Source organism: Streptomyces graminilatus, from assembly GCF_001418565.1.
Classification (GTDB): domain Bacteria; phylum Actinomycetota; class Actinomycetes; order Streptomycetales; family Streptomycetaceae; genus Streptomyces; species Streptomyces graminilatus.
In genome coordinates, this window is the sequence record NZ_LIQQ01000308.1 from 1 (window position 1) to 20192 (window position 20192).

At 68.6% G+C, this 20192-nt stretch carries 15 protein-coding genes; 3 read left to right on the forward strand and 12 right to left on the reverse strand.

Annotated elements, in window-relative coordinates; genetic code table 11:
• A partial coding sequence (locus tag AOK08_RS25295; protein WP_198539394.1) for a helicase associated domain-containing protein occupies positions 1-1627 on the forward strand: 1627 nt, incomplete at its 5' end.
• Positions 1628-1702: 75 nt separating this feature from the next.
• Here the strand turns inward: AOK08_RS25295 and AOK08_RS25300 are convergent.
• Positions 1703-2056, reverse strand: coding sequence for a VOC family protein (locus AOK08_RS25300; RefSeq protein WP_055530169.1), 354 nt, complete (start codon positions 2054-2056; stop codon positions 1703-1705).
• A gap of 303 nt (positions 2057-2359) precedes the next feature.
• On the opposite strand from AOK08_RS25300, the gene AOK08_RS25305 reads away from it, so the two are divergent.
• Positions 2360-2896 (forward strand): transglutaminase domain-containing protein, encoded by a 537-nt coding sequence (locus AOK08_RS25305; RefSeq protein WP_055530171.1) that lies wholly within the window; start codon positions 2360-2362, stop codon positions 2894-2896.
• Between the two features lie 97 nt (positions 2897-2993).
• Here the strand turns inward: AOK08_RS25305 and AOK08_RS45925 are convergent, their stop codons facing one another.
• The gene (locus AOK08_RS45925) at positions 2994-3299 is read right to left on the reverse strand and encodes a hypothetical protein (protein ID WP_157876783.1); all 306 of its coding nucleotides are present in this window, start codon (positions 3297-3299) and stop codon (positions 2994-2996) included.
• Positions 3300-3672: 373 nt separating this feature from the next.
• Between AOK08_RS45925 and AOK08_RS45930 the strand changes: the two genes are divergently transcribed.
• Complete coding sequence (locus AOK08_RS45930; protein ID WP_157876784.1) at positions 3673-4302, forward strand: hypothetical protein; 630 nt, start codon at positions 3673-3675, stop codon at positions 4300-4302.
• Positions 4303-4400: 98 nt separating this feature from the next.
• Here the strand turns inward: AOK08_RS45930 and AOK08_RS25320 are convergent, their stop codons facing one another.
• The 10 genes from AOK08_RS25320 to AOK08_RS25365 form a co-directional block, all read right to left on the reverse strand.
• Entirely contained in the window at positions 4401-4949 is a 549-nt protein-coding gene (locus AOK08_RS25320) for a TSCPD domain-containing protein (RefSeq protein WP_055530176.1), read from the reverse strand.
• Between the two features lie 320 nt (positions 4950-5269).
• Positions 5270-7267: a protein kinase domain-containing protein gene (locus AOK08_RS25325; RefSeq protein WP_055530178.1), complete on the reverse strand. Its 1998-nt coding sequence runs from the start codon at positions 7265-7267 to the stop codon at positions 5270-5272.
• A 287-nt stretch (positions 7268-7554) separates the two neighbouring features.
• Positions 7555-8964, reverse strand: coding sequence for a GNAT family N-acetyltransferase (locus AOK08_RS25330; RefSeq protein WP_055530180.1), 1410 nt, complete (start codon positions 8962-8964; stop codon positions 7555-7557).
• 92 nt (positions 8965-9056) lie between these two features.
• Entirely contained in the window at positions 9057-9704 is a 648-nt protein-coding gene (locus AOK08_RS25335; RefSeq protein ID WP_055530182.1) for a 2'-5' RNA ligase family protein, read from the reverse strand.
• A complete protein-coding gene (locus AOK08_RS25340) occupies positions 9701-10357 on the reverse strand; it encodes a 2'-5' RNA ligase family protein (RefSeq protein ID WP_055530184.1) in 657 nt (218 codons plus the stop codon). Before AOK08_RS25340 ends, AOK08_RS25335 begins: the two co-directional genes overlap by 4 nt.
• Positions 10357-11328, reverse strand: coding sequence for an endonuclease/exonuclease/phosphatase family protein (locus AOK08_RS25345; protein WP_055530186.1), 972 nt, complete (start codon positions 11326-11328; stop codon positions 10357-10359). The genes AOK08_RS25340 and AOK08_RS25345 overlap by 1 nt, the downstream gene beginning before the upstream one ends.
• 259 nt (positions 11329-11587) lie before the next feature.
• Complete coding sequence (locus AOK08_RS25350; RefSeq protein WP_055530188.1) at positions 11588-12451, reverse strand: protein phosphatase 2C domain-containing protein; 864 nt, start codon at positions 12449-12451, stop codon at positions 11588-11590.
• Between the two features lie 217 nt (positions 12452-12668).
• On the reverse strand, positions 12669-15260 hold the full coding sequence (locus tag AOK08_RS25355) for a DEAD/DEAH box helicase (RefSeq protein ID WP_055530190.1): 2592 nt from the start codon (positions 15258-15260) through the stop codon (positions 12669-12671).
• A 208-nt stretch (positions 15261-15468) separates the two neighbouring features.
• Positions 15469-17793, reverse strand: a complete 2325-nt coding sequence (locus AOK08_RS25360) for a DEAD/DEAH box helicase (protein ID WP_055530192.1) — start codon at positions 17791-17793, stop codon at positions 15469-15471.
• A 265-nt stretch (positions 17794-18058) separates the two neighbouring features.
• Positions 18059-20192, reverse strand: a 2134-nt coding sequence (locus AOK08_RS25365) for a DEAD/DEAH box helicase (protein ID WP_206743407.1), incomplete at its 5' end; no start/stop codon positions are given.

Here is a 20192-nt window from a genome sequence, read left to right on the forward strand (position 1 = left end):
CTGGTCCAGCGCGCTGGACCACGCGAAGAAGTTCCACACGAAGCACGGTCACCTCGACATCCGTCAGGATGAGCGCGCCGAGGACGGCTACCGGATCGGCCAGTGGATCGGCTGGCAGCGGATGGCCTACCACCAAGGCAAACTGTCCGCCGACCGCATCGCCGCTCTCGACCAGCTGGGCATGATCTGGAACAAGGCCCAGACCGCCTGGCAGGGCAACTTCAGCGAGGCCCAGGCGTACTACGACCAGCATGACGACCTCCTCGTCCCGCACTCGCACACCACGTCGTCCGGGCGCAACCTGGGGACCTGGATCCTTAAGCAGCGCAAGGACTACACGGCGGGCACGCTTTCCACCGAGCAGATCGTGATGCTCGACGACATCGGCATGGTCTGGCGCCCCCGGGACGAGGCCTGGCAGCAGGCCTACCGGCACGCCTGCGCGTTCCGGGAACGCAACGGCCACCTCGACGTCCCCAACACGTACGTCACCTCCGACGAGTTCCGGCTGGGGACCTGGATCGGTAACCAGCGCAAGGCCCGCCGGGAAGAACGGCTGTCGCAGGACAAGATCCGTGCCCTGGAGGACCTGGACATCGTCTGGGACCCGCTGGAGGCCAAGTGGGAACGCGGCCTGGCCGAGGCCCGCGTGTACAAGGACCGGTACAAAGACCTGCGCGTCCACGCCAAGTACGTGTCCCCGTCCGGATACAAACTCGGCGGCTGGATCGCCGAACAGCGCAAGGCCCGGGTCCAAGGCCGATTGCCCGAGAGGCGAGCCGAGAAGCTAAATGTGATCGGAATGGCCTGGACTGTCCCGGACGACACGTGGAAAATCGCCTACGGCGATCTGTGCGCATACGGCGAGCAGAACGGAAACCTGGACCTGCCCCAGGACTTCATCTCGCCATCGGGCATCAACCTCTACACGTGGGCACAGACCCAGCGGGCCATGCGGGCCACCGGAAAACTCTCCGAGGAACGCCAACGGCTCCTCGACGGTATCGATTTCCCATGGGACCTCGAACGCGATCGCTGGATGCGCCGCTATGGTGAAGTATCCGCCAGAATGGGTGACATCAAGAGCCCCCGCAGCCTGCCCGTCGACTCACCCGAACGGATCTGGCTCGACAACCAGGCCGTGGCCTACCGCAACAACAGGGTGGACGCTGAACGCCGGGGCATGCTCGAAGCCCTAGGCGTCACGGCCGACCAGATCTGGACGATGTGGCAGAGCGCCTACGATGAACTCGCCGCCTTCCATAAAGAGGAAGGACACTTCCAAGTACCTGAAGAATACCGGACCATCGACGGGATTCTTCTGGCGACATGGAAGAACTATCAGCGGACTCAGCGCAATCAAGGAAAGCTCTCCCAAGAGAAGATCAGACTTCTCGACAAAATCGGATTCCCGTGGGACCCGTACGCCGAGCACTGGGACAACCGGTACGACGAAGCCGTCGCCTTCAAGAAGCGCGTCGGCCATCTCCGACCGGCACCAGACTCCAGGCTCCACAAGTGGCTCGTGCGACAACACCGAAACCACGAACGCGGAATCCTGAACCGCACGTACCTGGACCGGCTCAACCGCTTGGACCCTGAATGGGCCGCGGCGGTCGTCGACTGACAGCCAGCTGCGCAGATGTGAATCCAGCTGGCACCTGCCCGAAAACACGCCTGTCGGCAGGGCATGCGGTGCGATTCAGCATCCGTCGATGCCGATCACGTTGCCGAACGGGTCGGTGAGCTGTGCGATCTTGCGGCCGGTGCCGTCGCCGACGTCGAGGGGGCCGCGGTGGTGGGTACAGCCGGCGTCGAGGAGGCGCTGTCGTACGTCGTCGACGGCCCAGTACGGGACGGGGCTGTGGCCGCGCCGGTTGCGCTGCTCGTCCAGGGGGTGGAAGCCGAACTCGACGCCGGCGACGTCGAGCCAGGCGTAGACGGAGTTGCCGTCAACATCGAGGTGGACGTCGGTCTTCAGGACGCCGCCCCACCAGCGGGCGGACTTCTCGGGGTCCTCAGCGAAGATCATGATGGTGCGGATGCCGGTGAACACGGGTGCCTCCGTCGGTCAGTGGTCGACGCCGCGCAGCGAGGTGAGAACGGTGGCCGCAGCGAACGCGGTCACCGCACGCACGAGGCCGATATACCGCCCCACTGGGCGCCGAGATCGTTGATGTACCGACGGTATGCCCGACGGACCCAGTGCGGGCGCAGCGCATCCCTCTGCCCGAAAGCGGGCGAGACCTGTCAAGGTCGGGCAGACCAGGCGGTTTGAACGGGGCGGCCTCTCGCGCGGTTCCCCCGCCGGCCGCCGCGCTCTGTCGCCCCGATGCGCTGGCGCCGTAGGCTTCGGGTTATGGACGGCCGCATCACCGCACGGCTCAGGCTGTTCGAAGCGGTCCGCGCCGTGCCCTACGCAACCGACGGGGCGCACGACGCCGAGAATCTGATGGCGAGCGGCCGTGGAGATTGCCTGGCCAAGTCCGCATATCTGACCACGGGTTTCCGCCGCCTCGGGTATCCGGCCCGTCGGGTCCGCTGGCTCTACCTTCTGCCGGATCAGCCGCCTGAGGTCAGCCTCCTGCCCTCGCGCGAGGATGTGCACTCGGCGGCCGAGGTCCTGATCGACGGGCGGTGGGTGCTGGTGGACGCGACGCACGATCCAGCGCTGGCCCCGGCCGGGCTGACCGTCGCAGCCTGGGACGGCGTCGGCAACACGGACCCGGCCTACCCGCCATGCGGCCCGGTCTGGAGAGCAGGGTCCGGCCCCGAGCCGGTGCCCAACGCAGGCCTGCCGGCAGCCTCCGAACTGGCCGGCCGTCGCTACCAGGTGGCGTTCAACCGGTGGCTGCGCGACGTACGCACGTCCGGGACAGCGCTCTCCAGCGAGTGACCCCCATGAGTCGTGCGGAGCACGGTACCGAGCCATGTCCCAGCACCCAGTTCCCGGTTGCCGAGCCCGCGTTCGATGCCGGGGCCCGACCCAGGCGCTATGGGAGGTTGTCGACGGCGTAGTTGACTTCCAGTACGGCGCGCACGCGGTCACCGAGCGCGTACCCGGACTCGGCATGCGCCGTCAGGACGTCGTGAGCCCGCTCGATGACGAACTCGCCTTGGCCTCGCACCGTGTTATCTCCTTCGTCGAGCCACGCGCGGACGGACTGCAGCAGTGCGGCGACCGCGCTGTCCGGCGGTGCGGATGAGGACAGCGTGTCCAAGGCCCTGCCAACGCTGAGGAGTTCGGCGGCGGCCGCGAGCGGGACCGCCAGCAGCCGTGACCCGTCGGGAGTGTCCATGCTGTGAGCGACCGCAGTCGTGTGCAGAGCGCTGGCGACTACCGAACTGGCCTGACTGATAAGGGTTTGCGTGCTTTCCGGAAGGCCCTGGGGCGGAGTCCAGGAGGTGGGGTGCCGCGCGAGGTGCCAGGACACGAGGCCTGAGGCCCACATGGCGCATCCTTCCCAGGACGAGCTGAACCGGGCCGTCTTCACCTGCTGCAGTACCTCGTCGACATCCATACCGGAGGACGGTATCGGTCCGCCGTGTCCGAGCAGCCTGAGATGAGGGTTGCGATCTGAACTCCGTCGTGGAGCACTCCGCGGCGCCAGTACTAGTCGAGAAAGGTATGGAGGGTGTGGCCGGGGCATCGCGGAAAGAGCCGAACCTGCGATGCTCTGGTCGACATCGCTTTCGATTCCCGAGTTCAAACCTGTCATCGACCGCGCCTCGGAAGCTGTTCCGCTTCGCTTCCTCCGTCAGTGTTCACAAGCAGTGCCGGAAGACGTCCCAGGAGGAGAAGATGCCACCGTGACTCCTGACCGATTTCGTCTGGCATCTGCGTGTTCGGCAGCCTTGGGTGCTCTCGTGACGGCGGGCACCGTCGATATCGATACCTGTGCCGCACTGGCTCATCTTCTGCGCGAAGAGGGCATTGAGACAAGGATGCACGACAGTCACCTGAGGAGCGAAGCCCCAGAGCGGATCGATCACCGCAAACTTCCCGACACGGTTGACGAGCTGCCCACCCCGACTCTGGACGAGGTACAGCGCAAGCTTGGGGCTCTCAAAGTGGAGCTCTTCATCGTGTCGACATGGCCGTGGGACATGCAGGCGGAATACGAGATGAGCCGCATTCTGGCCGTACTGGACAGCGTGACCAGAGCATGGAGCACCTCCAGACTTCCGAACTACCCAACGGAGTCCATGATCGCGGCCAGCAGCCGACATGCAGCGGAAAGCCTAGACCTGCACCATGTGCATCTCCTCGGCCTCCTGGAGCAGCGTCAGGATGTCGGGTAATTGGCGGTGGACCGCAGACGTAGGAAGCGGAACGGCTTCTCACGAAGGCTGACCCCCGTTGCGGCCGAGTGGTGATCATCACGGGTCATGGCCGAAGGTCAACTGCGGCGCGGTCGTGCCACTGCGGGTGCGGACATGGACAGGCCGACGAGGTCGGTCCATACAGCGTCGCCGACTCCGTCGATGGTTTCCTTCGCAGCACGCTCGTCGGCGGTGAGGACCCCCAGGCGGGCTCGGGCGTCGTAGTGCAGGTGATCGAGGGCCAGCCGGCGGCCGACATAGTCCATGACGGAGCCGGCCTGCTTGATCTCCGGGTCGTTGGTGAGGCCCGAGGGTTCGAAGCGGGTTCCGATGTAGTCGGCGACGAGGACTTCGAGCGGAACTCCGTGCCGGAGGCCTCGGGTGGCGGTCGAGGAGAAGGCGTCCATCATGCCCGCGAGCGTGGAGCCCTGTTTGGCCATGCGGACCATCACTTCGACGACATCTCCGTCGGGGGTGCGTGCCACGGTGAGGTAGCCCTTGCCCTCGCCGACGGTGAACGACCGGGTTGTCGACTTCATGCGCCTTGGAGGACGCGGCAGGGCGGGCCTGGCGGCCTGTTCCGTACCGGTTGCTCGCGTCGTACTGTCCTCGAACCACTCGGTCATGACCGTCCTCGTCCGTCGCCGCGAAATCGGGCAGAGCTCACCCATGCACACAAGCAGTGGCCAACGAATCGCTGATGACCACAACATGTTGTGGTCCAACATAGGGATGAGGGGCCACCTGGACCAATCACGGCACGCCGAACCGGGCGCTGCCGCAGGATGGTTCGAGAACCGAGACCGGCCAGGTGATATGGGCTCTGGATAACGACAGGGAGGATCGCGGGTGAGCCGACGTCCGAGCCAGAGCAGGAGGGCGAGTCAACGACGCGACGCAGCCCACCATGGAGTGGGGGCGGAACGCCGGCCTCGGAGAAGTGCAGTCACTGTTGAGCGTCCGTCGGCCAGTATGTCGCGACAGCCTGGTTGAAGACGCGAGTGATGAGTTCACGCTGCGCGGCCGGGCCCTGGACGAAGACGATGTGGTAGCGGCCGTCGGCGACAAGGGCCTGATTGCGGGCGTAGAACTGTGTTCCTGCGGCGTCGGTGAAGCTGTATTGGCCCTCGGCCAACGATATGTCCTGCCCGATGTCGATACGCCGCACGCCGGTGGCGGTGCCTTCGGGATCGGCCCGGTACGGGGCGAGTTCCGGCTCCGTCTTCTGGTAGCTGAGCGGGTCGCTGTCGTGCTCGCTGACGGTGTCGCGGCCGGGGACGACGATCAGGGTGAGGCCGCCACGGGTGAAGCGGACGCGGGACTGGGCGGCATCGAGGTGGCGTTTCCACCCGTCGCCGACAGCTATCTGAAAGCCGGCCGGATCGTGTCGGACGTCGCCGTCGGCCGGCTCCGGGGCCGGGGTGGGAGGGGGAGTTGCTTCGCGATGCGCGGACGGTCGAGGGCTCGCGGCCGCGTCGTCCGGGGCATCGGCCGAGCCCGACTGGGACAGCGCGAGGACCGCGTAGGCCGTGGCGCCCAGGGCCAGGGGGAGCGCGGTGACGACAAGAAGCGTACGGCCGCGCAGACGCGGGGCCGCACGCGTACGACGGTGCCGTCCTTGCCGCACATCCACCGGAGCGGGCGAGCGTCGGCGGACCAGGTGGCCGCGCAAGCGCAGCACCGGCAGACGGCCGCGCGGCGCTTCGAGAGACCTGCTCGGCGGCGCGGGTACGAGCTCACGGGCGTGGCGTACCAGGGAGCGTAGCCATCCTTCGGCCTCGTCGAGGGACAGACGCTGTGCGGGGTCCTGGCGCAGCAGGGACTCGATGATGGCTCGCATCTCGCCGCTGTCCTCGGCGAAGGCGGGCGGTTCCGTGCACACCATGGCGAGGAGTTCGGCGACGTCGTCTTCCGGAAACGGCGGGTGGCCCTGGAGCGCGCGGAACAAGAGAGCCCCGAGGGCCCACAGGTCGACCGAAGGGCCGAGGGGCGGGGCGAGGTGCCACGTCTCGCCGACTGGGGCGGCCTGCTCGGGCGCCCACCGCTCGGTCACTGCGTCGACGCGCATGATCCGCGTGTCACGGGCCCGCTGGGCCTCGAGAGCTGTGACCGGGCAGTGGAAGTCCTCCCCGGTGTCGCAGCGATCCGCCGGCCGGGCGGTTTGGTCCGGACCGGCCTTGGCCAGGGGACTGGGGGTGAGGGGAGTGCTGGCGGCGGCCTGACGCTGGGCATCGGCGCGCAGGGCGGCCCATCCACCTCCGGCGGTGCGTGCCGGCAGGGTCCGGGACGGTTCGGTCTGCTTTCCGGACTCGGCTGCCGTGTCTGGGAGGCCGCCGGGCGCGCGCTGAGCGGCCTCGTCGGCGCAGGCGTGGGGGAGGGGCCGAGGGGCGTAGCCGCACAGGGCTTCCTCGGCGACGCTCTGCGCGAGGCCGCTCATGAGGACGCTGCCGTTCTCGCAGATGAGCACCGTGTGCTCCGTGATGTTCCGGTGGAGCCAGCCGCGTGCGTGCAGGGCCCGGACGCCGTGCAGGACCTCCCGCGCGATCTCGGCAGCCCGAGACGGTGTGAGCGGCGCCCGGGCGAGGAGGGCCGACAGCGGGCGTGCGGCGACGTATTCACTGACGATCCACATCGCGCTGCCGTCCATCAGTACGTCGAAGACCTGGACGAGGTGGGGATGGTCGGGCAGAAGCGTCAGGGCACGTACTGCCTCACACGCCCTCCGCACGGGGCCGTCCGGCTCCTGATCACCGGACGGCACGGTGTTGCTGGGGCTGTACGCTCGCGGGTCGGCTGCGAGGGTCTCTGGCAGGGCGATACGGGTCAGCTGCACCTGGTGGCCGCTGAGGGTGTCCAGACCGTCGGTGATGATCGTGTCGAGGCCGTCGTCGGCGGGCAGGCGGTAACGGCCGCCGAGCAGGCGCCCTATCGGGTAGTCGTCCATCGTCTTCCTTCTCGTGCCCAGGGGAATGACCCGCCGCGGCGCCCCCCGGGATGGGGCGTGCGGGAAGTCACCGCCGTCGGGCGCTCGGTCATCTGCTGGTGCGGAGGTCCTCGACCGGGCAGGGCTGGGCCTCGATGGCGGACCAGCCGATCGGCTGGTCCAGGGGCGAGGGCTCCGCGGCCGAACTGCTGCCAGGGCAGCGGGCGTTCGCCGATGCGGATACTTGAGGGAGGTCCGGCGACACCCTTTCCCGTGGACGGGTTGATGACGGATCGGCAGGCTCTTGGTCAGACGCCGGTGGTGATCTCCGCGCATGCGGAGCGGATCTGACGGTCGTGGTGCCCGTCGGCGCCCAGGAGCGAGGTGATCAGGGCGCTGGCGGCGACCGTCTCCCGCGCCAGAGCCACGGCTTCCGGTCCGCGGCCGGCGCGGTACAGGAGGACCGCGAGATCCGCCAGCGCTCGTAGCGTGTGCGGGTGTTCGGGACCCAGCGTCTCGCCGCGAGCGGCTGCCAGCTCGCGGGCGACGTCCAGGGCCTCGTCGTAGCGCTCCTGGTCGCGAAGCAGCTGCACCAGCAGATGCTGCGAGGCCAAAGTGGTGCGGTGCCGGCTGCCGAGCGCCCGGGCGAGTGCCTCGGTCACCGGGCGCAGCACCTCTTCCGTATTCGGTGCCCCGGTTCGTTCGAGAACCCAGGCCAGGGCCAGCCGGGCGGACAGGGTTTCCTCGTGCGTCGGCTCCAGCCCCGCTTCGGCCCGGCGGATGGCCTCGCGCGCCACGGTCTCGGCCTCCTCCCACCGTCCCTGCTCGCCGACGGCCTCGGCCAAGCGCGCCATCGCCCCGATCGTCTCGGCCGCCGTGGGCCCCGCGAGCTCCTCCCGTCCCGCCACAACCTCGCGCAGCCGGGCCTCGCCGTCGGCCCACCGCCCCTGTCCGTAGGCGACAAGAGCATGGCCGTGCAGGACCTTCAGATACGGGAGACCTCGTGCCGTGCCGGATTCCGTCAGCGCGTTCAGGACATGTGTATACAGTGCATCGGCGCGCTCGAAAGCTCCCTCGCGGAAGGCGAGTTCGGCCCTGGCCTGCAGCCGTTCCAGGAACCTGTCCTTCAGGTGCTCGTGACCGAGCGCCTCCGTAGACAGGCTCGGGGCATCGGCCGGCGTCGCGCTGGCCAGGGGGAGGGGAAGCAGCAGCGTGCGGGTGAAGCCGACGGCGCCCCAGCGGGTGTAGAAGGCGTGCGCGTCGTTGCCCTCGATGACACTGATCCGCACGGTGGTTGCACCGTGGGCGTGGCAGTGGGCGTCGACCGCCTCGATCAGCCGGCGCCCCAGGCCGCGGCCTCGGGCCTCGGCGGCCACCACGAGGGTCTCCAGGACCCCGACGTGGTCGCCCAGCTTCCACGAGCCGGCCGCCGGGACGATCCGGACGAAGGCGTAGCCGAGGAGCCGGTCGCCGGCGGAGACGGTGAGGATCTTCGACTGCGGCTCCTCCAGCCAGGCGCGGTACTCCGCACGCCGGATCTGCCAGGACTCCGCCGCGGATCTCACCTCGCCGAGGTCACCGAGATGGGGCGCGGAGGCAACGTGGTGGGCCAGGAGTTCACCCCACAGCGGGGCGAGCTCGTCGATCGCCGTGGACGGGTGCTCCGCGAGCACCACCGCGGCCGGTGCCGGGAAGTCCGGCGGTATGGATGACAGCATGACGTGTACCTCTTCTTCGTAAGCGTGGCGTGGGGCAGGCGGGGCGCGGCGTTGCCGGCGTCGCGCCCCGGATGGAGCGGAGTCCTGGGCGATCAGCGGGAACCCAGGCGGATCACGGCGACGGGGTCCCAGGAGAGCTCCCAGGCACTCTTCCCGCCGTGGCGTGTGTGCTCGCGGAACTGGACCTCCAGCAGGTGCACCCGGTCGACGTGGAACGGGACGTGACTGGGACTGATCTTGCGCAGCGCACTCTGCAGAGGGTCACTGTCGGCGGTGTCCCAGCTGTACCCGAGGGACATGTGGTGACGGCCGCCGTCGTGCTGGATCACCGCGGGGCCGCGGGCTTCGACGAAGGCATCCTGAACGCGCCCCTTCAGATCGATCAGGGGCTCGTCGGGCCCCAAGTCCAGCAGCGCGCCCGCCTTGTTGGCGATCGGAGAGCCCGCGGTCACCTGGAACGGCGTCATGTCGGCGAGGCGGCCGCGCAGGGCTTCGACGAGGTCCTGACGCTCGGCGGCGGTGATGCGGTCCGCGGTGGTGTCCGCGACCATCTCCACGGTCGCGTGCAGCAGTCCGTCGTCAAGGAGCGTGATCGGGTACGGCCGCATCGCCTCCCGGCAGGCGGCCGCGAGGCGGGCGAGCGCGTGATCCACGGACAGATCGGGCACCAGGTAGGCGTGCAGAACACGGGCACCGTCAGGCCAGGGCGCATTCTGGAGCTGCGGAACGAATTTCCTCATCCGCGGCCACCTTCGTCCTGCGTGGCGGCGCCCGTCGAGCTGCTGGCGGTGGGAACCTGGCCGAGCGGCACCTCGGCGATCACCGTCCAGGTGTACTTGTCGCGCCAGGCTTGCTGCTGGTCGACGAGAACGGCTCGCGTCACCGTCATCCGGGGCCGCGGCGGGCGGAGCCTGGCCAGGGCCCGGGACAGGTCGTCGTGGTCCCACTGGGCGTTGCTGTAGGCCAGGCTCAGGTGCGGCCAGAACCGGTCGGGGGCCTTGGGTAGCTGCTCGGCACCGACGACGCGCTCTGTCGCGGACCGAAGAGCCCAGAACAGCTCCGAGATCCGGTCCTCGGGGTAGATCGCCGGGACGACGCCGTTGTGGATGGCCTGCGCCGGCCCGATCTCGATCTCGAAGGGCTCGATGCCTGCCAGTGCCGGCCGGGCGGCATCGGCGACCGCGGCCGCCACGGCGGGGGACAGCGGACCGACGGACTGCACGGTCGCGTGCAGCCACTCGACCGGCACCGGGCTCAACTCCGGATACTGGGCAAGGAGTTCGGCATGGGCGCGGGCGAAGTCGTGCACGTGCGGCTGGTCCTCGAACAGGATGTGCCAGTGCGCGCGCCGCTCGCCCTGCGGCCAGTGGTGGGTCTCCCAGAAATCACGCATCACGCCTCCACGAGGTCGGGTTGGAAATCGACGTAGACCGGCAAGTGGTCGGATGCTTCCTCGGCTGCAGCGCTCCGGTGGGCCTGGTAACTCACGAGCGCGGGGGCGACGGGGCGGGTGGCCAGGATGAGATCGATCCGGCGCGCGCCCCACGGATCGGGGTCGCCGCGACCGTCTTCCCAGTGCCCGACCGTCGGGGCCCACGGCACCCCCAGATGGGCAGCGGCGTCGACCATGTACCCCTTGCGCAGCAAAGCCGCCGTCTGCCGCCTGTCCGCCAGTTGCCTGCGAAAATGCCTGCCGATCCTGCTGGGGTGGACCTGGAACTCCAGGTCGTCGTGGCGCATCTTCAGGTAGGCCTCCGGGTCGTAGTACCTCCGGCGCAACTGCCACCAGCGGCGCCGCCGCAGAGCGGCGGAGAGAGCGTTGAAATCCCCCACGCAGAAGCCGGGCTTGACGCCTCCGGTCGTACGGAACGTGCCCTTGATGCGCAGCGCCTCGTCGTACCGGAAGTCCGGGCGGAACGGGTCCCCGTGGTAGCTGCCCACCAGCAGCGGCTTGCGGCCGCCCGCATCGAAGAGCGCTGTGGTGCAGCCGTGCCAGAAGTCTGGTGCCCCGAATGGCCGGTAGGAGTTCTTGACCAGTTGCACGGTCTCGGGGTTCCACAGCAAAGCGGTCCACCACGGGCGGTGCCAGTTCGCGGCCATGGCCGTGCCGTGCGGATACCCGTCGGACGCTCCCACCATGGCTGTCAGTCCGCACTGCGCGGCGATGTCCTGGATGAGCCGGGCGGCCTCGTCCTCCCAGGAACCGCGGCTGGTGACCCGCTCGTCGACGACGACTTCCTGCAGAGCCAGAATGTCCGGTGCGATTTCCTGGATCGCGGTGACCCGGGCGTTCCAGCCGCTGGTGCCCCGGGTGGCGGGCGTGAGTTTGTACGCGTTGAGGTTGGCAAGACGTCGCGTCTTCATGATCTCCTTCTGCTGCTGTGACGATTGATGCCCTGGTGGCACCGTCACCGGAGGCGTCTTGGCTGTTGGAAACTGACGGGCCCGCAGGGCGGACCGCGACTACGGCGTGCGGGCGGGGCGGCGCCGGACGGGATGCGGCCCTGGAAGCCGGTCGCAGTTCTTGTTCACTGCTGCCACCGGACTGGTGCTACACGAACAGGGCGCGGGCCGCTGCCTGTTGACGGAGGTAGGACCGGTGCCGTGCGGGCGGCGGATGACCTCATGCGGCCCGACGGATCATGGGCGTGAACCTTAGGAGGGCGATCGCCTTATCGTCGGAAAGTTTGTAACGAGGCCAGCGCTGGCCGCCGGGATCCTTCGCCTCTGCTTCCTGGATCGCACGGAGAATTTCGTCGGGACCGTCCTGGAGACAGGCGTGGGCCAGATCGTCCCACGTGGGATACAGCCCGTACTCTTCAACACCGCAGCTCGCCCCGTCCGTCATCACGAGAATGTCGGCGATGTCGGCGGTCGGCCACGAGCGCACCACCGCGTGACGGGCTGCCTCGGGGACAGCCTCGGCGACCCAGTACCCGCCCGGCACACCGTTGTTGAGGTGCCGGATCTGGTGGGCCCGGAGCTTCTGGAGCAAGGCGCGGTGTTCCGGCGCCTCGAAGCCTCGGCCAGCTCTCAGCCACGCCTGGTACTCCAGATATTCCGGGCGGACGGAGACCAGGCGGGCGAGCCGGTCGTCACGCACCGGGTCGACCTTTCCGCCGATGGTGCGCGCGATGACGGGGGAGTCCGCCAGGACGAGCGCGTCGATCGTCTCACCACGCTGACGCACGATCGAGACCGTGGCAGCCGGCGACGATCCCGCGACCAGACCGTGCTCACGGACGATCGCAGCGATGGCCTGTTCGAGAACATGCCGCAAGTCGGCCTCCGGATCAGCGGCGAGGAGCGAGGCCAGGCCATCGCCGAGGAGTTGGGCGTACCAGGCTCCGCGGGGCTCGTCGTCCGAGACGGTGCTGACACCGTCCAGGACGATGACCGCTCCAGGGGGCTGAACGATGCGGTCCTCGCTGGGCCGGCCGCCGCCGGGAAGCTCCCCGGTCGTCACGGAGAAACCGGTGTGAATCATAGGGTGATCTTCTTTCCTTAAAAGGCGATCAGGAAGGAACAGGCGGGATGGGAGCGGGCTGTGGGATATGACAAAAGCTGGCGGACAACCGGTGATGTCCGTCGTGCGCCACGTTCTCCTCGGTACGAGCTCGAATCGAGCGGGGTTCGGTGGTGAGGGGGACGGGGTGAAAGGCGTCGGGTATGTCCGCAGGAGCGGGCACCCGGAGAGCGGGCGATCATCTGTGCTTCCCGTGGGCATCCAAGCGCACACCGGCAGCGGACAGCGCGGCGATCCGTTCGGCGCTCAACTTCCCGGACCGGAATGCTTCGTGCTGCCTTCCTAGCCACTGTCCGAGCGCGAAGCTGTCTGGTGGTGGTGTTTTGTATCTATAGGGCGGACACGCGTTGTCGTGCTGCTCCATGTATCGGCGGAGCGCCTGAAGGGAGCTATGCCAGCGGTATTCGTGAGCGTTCCCGGTGAATCCCGCTTCCTTCATGACTGCGATGGTGTTCTTGGGTAGGCGCACACCAGATGCGGACAGCGTGGTGATCCGTTCGGCGCTCAAGGTCCCGGCCCGGAAAGCCTCCAGCTGTTTCCGCAGCCATCGCCCCAGCGCGAAGCTGTCCGGAGGCGGCGTCTTGTATCTCTCGGGCGGATCGGAGGGGCCGTGCTCCTCTTTGTAGTGTCGGAGCGCCTGAAGCGCGACATGCCAGCGATGTTCGCGAGCATTCCAGATGAATCCCAGCTCGTTGAGGGCTTCGATGATGTCTTCCCCCAGGACACCGTCGGTGTAGTCCTGGCGGTAGGTGCTCACCTGCACACCCAGGCTCCGGGGATGGGGTCCGTCCGTCTTGTAACTCTGTGGAATATCCAGATCCGGATGCGTGAGACGGTAAAACTTGAGGTCGGCAAGGAACTGTTCCCACGACGCGTCCGCGATGCTCCAGACAAAGCCCACGGACTCAAGCCGGGTGACAAACTGCGGATCGAGTCTGTTCTGGTGGTACCGCACGCGAATGCTCCGGACCGTGGAACCCAGCTGGAATGGCTGTTCACCGGTCGTCACATAGCGGTCCGGGACGAGCAGATGACCGTTCTCGGCCCGGAACTCCTCCAAGTACGCGATTACTTGACCGCGATTGAACTCCATGGCGTTCCAGACCATGTCGAGTTCATCGAGGGCCGCAATCCGGTCGGGACGCAGTGCGCCCCGCCTGTATTCCTGGCGCTGCCAAGCTGTCCACGTGCCCAGTTGCAGCCCCGAGGGGGTTTGCCACTGCTGAGGTATCAGCAGGTTGCCGTGTTCGGCGTGGTAGGCCTGGGCGGCGCCGTAGTACTCCTCCCACGGCGTGGAGGTGGCGCGGACGGCTTGCACAGTGATGGCACTGGCGAAGCCGGCGGGCACGGGGGCGCCGGTGATGCGCAGCCAGTTGGGCAGTTCCATCGCCGGTGTGGTGCGGGCCTCGTCGCGTCCGAGCTGGCGCCGCAGCCGTCCGAGCTGGCTGGCCAGGGTGTCGTCGTGCGCGGCCAGAGCACGGATCACCTGCCAGACCGGGGCGTAGGAGGAGCCGTCGAGCGCGGTCTCGGGATCCTCCCCGGGGCCGAGGAGGACGGGAACGATGATGAACGCCGTCTTGGGGCCGGCGCTCTTGCCCCGCCGCAGCGCCCGGCCGATGGCCTGGATGGTGTCGATGGGTGAGCTGCGGCCGTCGATGAAGGCCACAGAATCGACCGCGGGCACGTCGACCCCTTCGCCCAGCACCCGCGCGTTGGCGACCGCGACCAGGCCGTCGTCGTCACCGCGCAGCCGGTCCACGACCCTGCGGCGGGAAGCGAGCGGCTGCGTGCCGTGCACATAGTCGGCCCATACACGCACCGGATCGTCCTCCGGGACCAGGAGCGCGGCGGCGTGCGGCAGGGTACTGGCGAACCAGCGGGCGTCGACCACCCGGTTGTGAAAGGTGATCATTCTGGTGATGCCGTACTCGCGGGCGGCGCGCAGCACGGCGACCTGGGTGGCGAGCATCCCGCCGGACACAGCGGAACGGCCGCTCTGGAAGAACGCATCGTGCTGCTGGGCGGCGGCACGGACGTGCTCGTCAGTCACGACGGGCACGACCACCCGGTAGTTGGCCAGCAGTCCCAGCTCGATCGCGGTCGAGAACGGCAGCCGGTAGCCGACCTGGCCGAAGACCTTTTCGTCGTCCATGCTGACCGCGTCGTCGCCGGCGCTGACGATCACCTTCGGCGTCGCGGTCATGTAGAGCCGCCGGGCGGCGGGGATGTGTGCGTTGCTGTGGATGACGGCCCACACCTTGTCGGAGCGGCCGACGCTGCGATGCGCCTCGTCGATGACGATCAGGTCCCACATCGGCAGGCCGTGCTCGTCGTGGGCGGCGACGAGCACCGGCAGACTCTGATAGGTGCTGGCGACGGTGACCCGGCTCCGGTCCGCGGTGAGAGAGGCGAGCTGGGCCGGATCGGAGGTGACGAGGGCACGGTGCTGACGCAGGTCGTGTTCGTGTGCGCGCAGGACGTCCTGGTCCGAGCAGACCGCGACGACCCGGCCCAGTGCCTCGTTGCCGAGGGTATGCCGCCATTCCCCGACCATCTGTGTGATCAGGTCCAGGAACGGGGCGACGAACAGGATGCGTGCGACACCGGCGTTCTCGGCGAGGTAGCCCGCGACGGCGGCGCCGACCCTGGTCTTGCCCGTGCCGCAGGCCATCACGGTGGTGGTGCGCTCCGCGCTGGCCAGGGCCGACACGGTGGCGTCGACCGCTTCGCGTTGGTGGGGCCACAGACCGGGCGCGATCGTGGTCAGCAATGTGAGCCTCGGGCGGTGTCGGGGGCGGCTGTGGCCGACCGTCGCGGATCACGGGCCGACGGCGAGGTCGGCGAGCGGCGCGTGCGCGCCCAGGAGTTCACGCGGGATCCCGCCTCGCGTGGCGGCCCGGACCTAGTGGGCCCTGCCCGTCTCACGGTCAGCGGGGCCCCGCAGCCTGAGGCCCGCCTGCAGCCGTCGTGGAGGGCGGTCACCATTTCATCCCGATCCGGGTCAGGGCCGTGACCCGCTCGGCGCTGAGCTTGTTGTCGCGGAACGCACGACGCTGCTTGGAGACCCACGCTCCCAGCCGGATGGGATCAGGACCGGGGGTCTGGTAGGCGACGGGGACGCGCAGGTCCCCGTGACGGTTGTAGTAGTCCTGGGCCGCGGCGAAGCTGCGCTGCCACTTGTGGTCGTGGACGTTCCACACCATGCCGAGGGCGTCAAGCTCCCTGACCCGCTCGGCTGCCTGCTTGGCGCGTGAGGTGCGCAGCACGTTCATCCACTGGCCCAGCGGGATAGGGGGATTGTCGTCGGTGACGTAGTCCTTGTGGACCAGCAGGTCGCCGTGGGCCTCGACGTATCTCCGGGCGGCGGCGATGTGACGCAGCCAGGAGTCCTCCTTCACACTCCACACCATGCCGATCGCGTTGAGCGCGCTTTCACGCTCAGGATCGAGGTGGATACTTCCGATGCGCAGCATGAGGATGAACGAGCCCAGTTCGACCGGATCCTCGCCGGTGGTGATGTAGCCCCGGGGCACGAGCAGGTGGCCGTGCTGCCTGAAATATGCCTGGGCTGCCGCGAGGTTGCGCTCCCACTCCTGCGCCTTCGGGCTCCAGGCGATCCCGAGCTCGTCGAGACGCTTCTTACGGCCCGAGAGCAGCTCGCCCTTGCTGTGGGCGGCGCGCTGACGGGCAAGCCACTCGCCGAGCCTCAGGCCCGTGTCAGTGATGTACAGCTGCGGAATGAGCAGGTCTCCATGTGTCTGCCGGTAGAGGGTGGCGGCGCCGTAGTTCTCTTCCCACGGGGAGGTCGTGGTGCGCACCGCGCGGGCGGTGATGGCGGCCGCGAAGCCGGGCGGGACCTCGATCCCGGTGACCTTCAGCCAGTCCGGCAGGTCCGTTGACGCTCCGCCAGCACCTGGGGAGACACTGGTGCCCAGGCGGAGGCGGGCGCTGTCCAGCCGGTCGCCCAGGGCCTCATCGTGGGCGCGCAGCGCGCGGGCGATCCGCCACACCTGCTGGTAGGCCGAGCCCTCCAGGGCCTCGACCGGGTCTTCGTCGGGGCCCAGCAGGACGGGGACGACGATGGAGGCGACCTTGTCCTGCTGTCCGCCCCGGCGCATGGCCCGGCCCAGCGCCTGGATGATGTCGATCACGGATTCGCGGGGGTCGAGGAAGGCGATCCCGTCCACCGCCGGCACATCGACGCCCTCGGTCAGCACGCGGGCGTTGGCCACCACCACGAGGCCCGTGTCCTCGCCGCGCAGACGGTCGAGCACCATCCGCCGCTCGGCCACTCGTTGGCCGCCGTGGACATGCCCGGCCCACAGGGAGGCGGCCTGGGCGCCGTCCTTGGCCAGTAGCGGGGCTGCGGCGGGCAGGGTCTTGGCGAACCACTTCGCGTCCTCGATCCGCCCGTGATACGTGATCATCCTGCGGATGTGATGTTGTTCGGCGGCGCGCAGTACGGCGATCTGGCGGGCCAGCATGTCCACCGAGACCGCGGACCGGCCGACCTGGTAGTGCTCGCGCTGTCCGGCAGCCAGAGCCTGGACCTGGGCGTCGGTCGTGACCGCGATGACGACCTGGTAGTCCGCCAGCAGCCCCAGCGCCGCAGCGCGGGAGAACGACATCCTGTAGCAGATCGGTCCGTAGACCTTCTCGTCGTCCATGCTGACCGCGAAGGTCCCGCGGCCGGTATCGCCGCGATCGCCAACGATCCTCGGGGTCGCCGTCAGGTACAGGCGCCGCGCGGCGGGCAGTACCGCGTCGTCGTGGACCAGCGCCCACGCCTTCCCGGCCGCCCCCGCGGTACGGTGCGCCTCGTCGATGACGATCACATCCCAGGGGCGTAACCCGTAGTTGGCGTGCGCGTCCGCCAGCACGCGCATACCCGCGTACGTGCTGACCACCGTCACCCGCCCCTCGCCCGCGGCCAGTTCTGCCAGTTCCGCCGGGCTCGTGGTCACCGCCGCATGGTTGTCCCGCAGTTCCTGGCCGCGTTGGTCCATTACCCCCGGGTCCGAGCAGAGGGCGACCGTACGGCCCAGCGCTTCGTCACCGTGTGCCTGTCGCCATGCGTGCAGGGTCTGCCCGACCAACTCGATGGTGGGCTCCACTATGAGCACCCGCCCTGCCGGGGCGGCCTGTTGTGCTATCTCGCTGCCGACCCGGGTCTTGCCGGTGCCACAGGGCAGCACCACGGTGGCCCGTCCGGCGCCGGCCATACAGGTCTGCAGGGCGGCGTCGATGGCTTCGCGCTGATGGGGCCACAGCGAGGGAGCGGGTAGATGGGAAGTCGTGCTCATTGCGTAGGGTTCCTTGTTCCTTCGGTTGCAGGAATCGGGCGAGCGACCCGGTCGGGTCTGCGTCTCGCCTGCGCGCGGACGAGCAGCTCGGGCGCCTGCCGGGTATCGAAATGGGCCCAGGACACGGCTGCCGTGGGTGGAACGGCCGGATCCAGCTGTCCCCGGGCGACTTGCACCGTCACCCGTCCCGGGGAAGGGCGACCGGCCCGCCCCGGACCCGGCCGTCCGATGCGTGGGAGGGTCGGCCATGAGCGCTGGACAGCGGTCACCACGTCATGCCGATCTCGGTTAATGCGGTGACACGTTCGGGACTGAGCTGACCGCTGTTGCCGAGGGCGCGCTGTTTGAAGACCCAACGCCCGAGACGTACCGAATCCGGGCCAGCGGTGGCGAACTCGCGCCGCACATCCAGATTCCCGTGGCGCTTGTAATGATCCCGGGCGGCAGCGAAGCTGCGCTGCCACTGGTACTCGTTGACGTTCCACACCATGCCGATCTCGTCGAGTCCCTGGATCCGCTCGGGAGACTGCCTCTCACGTTTGGCGCGCATTGTCACGATCCATTGACCAAGCGGCAGGGGAGGGTCGTCGTCGGTGACGAAGTCCTTGTGGACCAGCAGGTCACCATGCTTGTCGCGATAGGCCCGGGCGGCGGCGAAATGGCGCTGCCAGGACTCCTCGGTCACACTCCACACCATGCCGATCTCGTCGAGTGCGGCCCTGCGCCGGTCATCGAGATGGAACAGACCCACCCGCACCCTGCGGACGAAGGTGCCGAGCTCGATCTGGTCGGAGCCAACTGTCACGACATGATCCATAGGCACACGCAGATGTCCGTGCTCCGCGGAAAAGGCCCGGGCCCCAGCCAGGTCCCAGGCCTCAGCCTTCGGAGCCCAGGCGATCCCGAGATCATCGAGGCGCCTCTTGCGGTCAGGCAGGAGATCGCCTCTGCCGAGCAACGTACGCTGCTTGGCGAGCCACGTGCCGAGCGCCAGACCCGTGGGCGTGACGTACCCCTGGGGAACGTGTACATCGCCGTGGCTTTCCCGATAGGCGATCACCGCGCCGTAGTGCTCCTCCCACGGCGTGGTGGTGGCGCGCACCGCGCGGGCGGTGATGGCGGCGGCGAAGCCGGTCGGAACCTCGATTCCAGTGACCGTGAGCCAGTCCGGCAGCTCCGCGAACGACCCGGCACGGGGAGCGGCGTAGGTACCCAGGCGCAGACGGGCACTGTCCAACTGTTCCCCGAGAGCCTCGTCATGGGCACGCAGCGCGCGGGCGATCCGCCACACCTGCTGAAAGGCCGAGCCCTCCAGGGCCTGGGCCGGCTCTTCGTCGGGGCTGAGCAGCACGGGGACGATGATGGAGGCGGTCTTGTCCTTCCGGCCGCCCAGGCGCATGGCCCGGCCCAACGCCTGAATGATGTCGATCACGGATTCGCGAGGATCGATAAACGCGATCCCATCCACCGCCGGCGCGTCAACACCCTCAGACAAGACACGGGAGTTGGCCACCACGACCAAGCCCTCATCGTCGCCGCGTAGCCGGTCGAGCACCGTACGGCGGTCCGCCACGGACTGGCCGCCGTAGACGTGCCCGGCCCACACCATGACGGTCGGGGAGCCGCCCTCGGCCAGTAGCGGGGCTGCGGCGGGCAGGGTCTTGGCGAACCACTTCGCGTCCCTCACCCGACCGTGAAACGTGATCATCCTGCGAATGTGATGCTGTTCGGCCGCGCGCAGCACGGCGATCTGGCGGGCCAGCATGTCCGCCGAGATCGCGGACCGGCCCACCTGATAGTGCCTGCGCTGACTGCCGGCCAGGGCCCGGAGTTGAGCGTCGGTCGTGACCGCAACGACGACCTGGTAGTCCGCCAGCAGTCCCAGCTCGCGGGCCCGTGAGAAGGACATCTTGTAGCAGGTCGGACCGTAGACCTTCTCGTCGTCCATGCTGACCGCGAGCGCGCCGGCACCGCTCTCGCTGTTGTCCGCGACGATCCTGGGGGTCGCGGTCAGGTACAGGCGCCGCGCGGCGGGCAGTACCGCGTCGTCGTGGACCAGCGCCCACGCCTTCCCGGCCGCCCCCGCGGTACGGTGCGCCTCGTCGATGATGATCAAGTCCCATCGGGGCAGCCCGTAGCCGGCGTGGGCGGCCGCCACAACGTTCATGCCCGCGTAGGTACTGACCACTGTGACCCGGCCAGAGTGTGCGGCCAGTTCGACGAGTTCGGCCGGGCTCGTTGTGACCGTGGCGTGGCTGTCCCGCAGCTCCTGGCCCCGCTGGTCCGTCACGCCCGGGTCCGAGCACAGGGCGATGGTGCGGCCCAGCGCGTGATCGCCGTGTGCCTGTCGCCATGCGTGCAGGGTCTGTCCGACCAGTTCGATGGTGGGCTCCACTATG